General features: G+C 31.2%; 4 protein-coding genes. 1 reads left to right on the top strand and 3 read right to left on the bottom strand.

All coding sequences use genetic code 11. The features are described 5' to 3' along the window. Together V7056_RS20280 and V7056_RS20275 are read right to left on the bottom strand one after the other, a co-directional pair. The coding region (locus V7056_RS20280; RefSeq protein WP_499704193.1) for a GTP-binding protein at window positions 1–611 on the bottom strand (611 nt) is incomplete at its 3' end. Further along, window positions 574–768, bottom strand: a complete 195-nt coding sequence (locus V7056_RS20275; RefSeq protein ID WP_499704194.1) for a GTP-binding protein — start codon at window positions 766–768, stop codon at window positions 574–576. The genes V7056_RS20275 and V7056_RS20280, both read right to left, overlap by 38 nt. Before the next feature lie 184 nt (window positions 769–952). Between V7056_RS20275 and V7056_RS20270 the strand changes: the two genes are divergently transcribed. Next, window positions 953–1,648: a thioredoxin domain-containing protein gene (locus V7056_RS20270; RefSeq protein ID WP_499704192.1), complete on the top strand. Its 696-nt coding sequence runs from the start codon at window positions 953–955 to the stop codon at window positions 1,646–1,648. A 93-nt stretch (window positions 1,649–1,741) separates the two neighbouring features. On the opposite strand, the gene V7056_RS20265 is transcribed toward V7056_RS20270, so the two are convergent. Next, on the bottom strand, window positions 1,742–1,897 hold the full coding sequence (locus tag V7056_RS20265; RefSeq protein WP_499704191.1) for a YfhD family protein: 156 nt from the start codon (window positions 1,895–1,897) through the stop codon (window positions 1,742–1,744). Between the last annotated feature and the right edge of the window lie 39 nt (window positions 1,898–1,936).

The following is a 1,936-nucleotide window of genomic DNA, read 5'->3' as shown; positions in this document are numbered from 1 at the left end:
AGCTTCATTAATTCCTTTTCATAGGTAACGAGTCCATTTGAATATTGGACATTATATAATATTGGGTCGCCTTTAAATGAAGCATAGCCTTTTATGCGAAATAAATTACTCGGAGCATTTCTTAGAAATTCTTCAAATTGTTTTTTATCATAAGAAAGATTTTGTTCATGAGTGTAGGTTTTAATTTTTAATGATGTATTTACATCAAATTTTTCATGCTCGATTGTACTGGCTAAAAAGCTTAGTTTCGTTAGAAAGTCATTAGCATTCGTATTTTCAGTGATTATATTGGGATTGATTGATTTTATTTCATGTAAGACATGTTCTTGTTCGTGGGTCGATAAATTTTGTAAACGATTAATAAATAATAAATTACTATAAGAAATCTGTTGAACGAGTAAATATCTAATTGTAGGACTTAATTCGTTTTTGGTTAACCAACGTGTAGCATCGACTGTAGATAAAACGCCTTTAATCACGAGGGATTCTACAGTTTGAGCTGAGGTACAAGCATCAACTACATCAATGGTATTTGCGACTCCAGTTGTTTCAATATAAATACAATCAAGTTCATTATTTTGTACTAAAGATAAGNNNNGTACAACAAACACAACCGTTTAGTAATTCTTTTAAGCGAACGTCCTCGGAAACTTCGTTAGAGTCAATTGAGATTTTACCTATTTCATTCATTACAACTGCTATTTTACGATTATTTGCTAGCTCTGTTTGTAAGCACTGTTTTAGTAATGTTGTTTTTCCACTCCCCAAAAAACCTGTTAGTATAATGATTTCTGTTTTTTTCAAAAAAATATCTTCCTTTCGAGATAAATATGTCTAAATTATGTCTAATAAATCGTAATATATATTTATAGTACAAAGTAATAAATAGTTAGCTTCATCTACTTTATGATACAATAATATACATTACAAAAGTAGGGGGAGCTTAGCAGTAATGAAAAAAAAGAATAATAATCAAACATTCGCCATATCTGTTTTTGTTGGCATTATACTCTTACTAGGAGCATTGTTTTATGTCTCTAAAGTTCAAGATAAAAAAGCAGAAGAATCATACCCGACAATTTCTGGTGTAAATGACGTAAAAGTGGACGGGTTTAATACAAAAGACCAGCCAACAATTGGAAATAAAAATGCTAAAATTGAAGTAGTAGAATTTGGTGATTATAAATGTCCAATTTGTGCAGACTGGACAAGAATCGTTTTTCCTAATATTAAATCAGAATATATCGATAAAGGTTTAATTTCTTTTACATTTATCAATTACCCGTTTATCGCTAAGGATTCAAATTTAGCGGCATTAGCATCTGAAGTAGTATATAGCTATGACAAGGATGCATTTTGGAAATTCCAAGAAGAAATTTATGCAAAACAAGAGGATGAAACGAAAACTTGGGCAACAAAAGAGAAGTTAACCGAACTTGCGAAATCTGTTATGCCAAATTTAGATGAAGAGAAGTTTAAAAAAGATTTATATAAAAAAGAAGCAATGAAGCAAGTGTCTAGTGATGTTGCAATCGCTAATCATTACGGTGTTCAAGGAACCCCAACTGTATTTGTAAACGGAAAAGCAACAGCTGATCCAAGCCTTGAGTCAATTAAAGCTGCAATTGATGCAGAATTAAATAAATAATATGTGTAAAGGTATGCGAACGCATACCTTTCAGTTTGTAGTCAAAATATAAAAACCAAGAGATAAAGGTATGCGAATAACGCATACCTTTTTTTATTGCTTATGCTTTACGCGAGCATCAGCAGCAGCCGAACGCTCTTGTGCTTGAATATCATTTTGATCTGCTAATTCCTCCGAGAATTCTACATCTAGTCCATCTGGTTCAACGTATCGGTTAAATTTGTTGTTAATATTTTCTTTATTCTTCATATTTAATACCCTCCAAAAAAATATCAATTTATTTACATG

It is taken from the genome of Bacillus sp. JJ664, assembly GCF_036962205.1.
Lineage (GTDB): Bacteria > Bacillota > Bacilli > Bacillales > Bacillaceae_G > Gottfriedia.
Note: the sequence above shows the minus strand (reverse complement) of the source record. Positions and strands in the feature narration are given on the sequence as shown.

Excerpts from the sequence above, each read along its gene's own strand:
- V7056_RS20270 (WP_499704192.1), top strand. The coding sequence starts at position 953 with ATGAAAAAAAAGAATAATAATCAAACATTCGCCATATCTGTTTTTGTT.
- V7056_RS20265 (WP_499704191.1), bottom strand. The coding sequence starts at position 1,897 with ATGAAGAATAAAGAAAATATTAACAACAAATTTAACCGATACGTTGAA.